The sequence below is a fragment of the Streptomyces brasiliensis genome, from assembly GCF_014647875.1.
Lineage (GTDB): Bacteria > Actinomycetota > Actinomycetes > Streptomycetales > Streptomycetaceae > Streptomyces > Streptomyces brasiliensis.
Genome location: NZ_BMQA01000247.1, coordinates 1 through 908, shown reverse-complemented (window position 1 = coordinate 908; position 908 = coordinate 1). Strand labels below are relative to the sequence as shown.

Here is a 908-nt window from a genome sequence, read left to right as displayed (position 1 = left end):
TATACGTCGGGGTCGACGGGGCGTCCGAAGGGCGTGGCGGTCTCGCATCGGAGCATTGTGAACCGGCTGGTGTGGATGCGTGATCACTTTGGGCTTGGCGCGGGTGACCGTGTCTTGCAGAAGACGCCGGTTGTGTTTGATGTGTCGGTGTGGGAGTTGCTTGGCACGTTGGTGTGGGGTGCGACGCTGGTGGTGGCGCGTCCCGGGGGGCATCGGGATCCGGGGTATGTGGCGGAGTTGGTGCGCGAAGAGAACGTGAGTGTGCTGCATTTCGTGCCGTCGATGCTGGACGCGTTCTTGGTGTCGGATTCGGGTGGGCTGCCGGGTGTGCGGCTGGTGGTGTGCAGTGGTGAGGCGTTGCCGTTGCAGACGCAGGTGCGGTTCTTCGAGGCGTTCGCCGGTGCGGAGTTGCACAACTTGTACGGGCCGACGGAGGCGGCGGTGGATGTCACCGCGTGGGCGTGTGATCCGGGTCAGGTGGAGGGTCCGGTGCCGATCGGGTCGCCGGTGGCCAATACCCGGGTGTTCGTTCTGGATGAGTTCTTGGTGCCGGTGGCACCGGGCGTGGCTGGCGAGTTGTATCTGGCGGGTGTGCAGCTGGCGCAGGGGTATGTGGGTCGTCCGTCGCTGACCGGTGAGCGGTTCGTGGCCTGCCCGTTCGGATCTGCCGGTGAGCGCATGTATCGCACCGGGGACGTGGTCAAGTGGTCCCCGGATGGGCAGTTGGTGTTCCTCGGCCGGGCCGACGAGCAGGTGAAGGTCCGCGGTTTCCGCATCGAGCCCGGCGAGATCGAAGCAGTCATGCTGACGCATCCGGAGGTGGCCCAGGTCGCGGTCCTGGCGCGTGAGGACACTCCGGGGGATCTGCGGCTGGTCGCCTATGTGGTCCCCGCCGGTCAGGAGGCGGG

At 66.6% G+C, this 908-nt stretch carries 1 protein-coding gene; it reads left to right on the top strand.

Features of this window, described 5'->3' with window-relative positions; translation table 11 throughout:
• Positions 1 to 908: amino acid adenylation domain-containing protein (locus tag IEZ19_RS50010; protein WP_189317986.1), on the top strand; the 908-nt coding region annotated here is incomplete at both ends.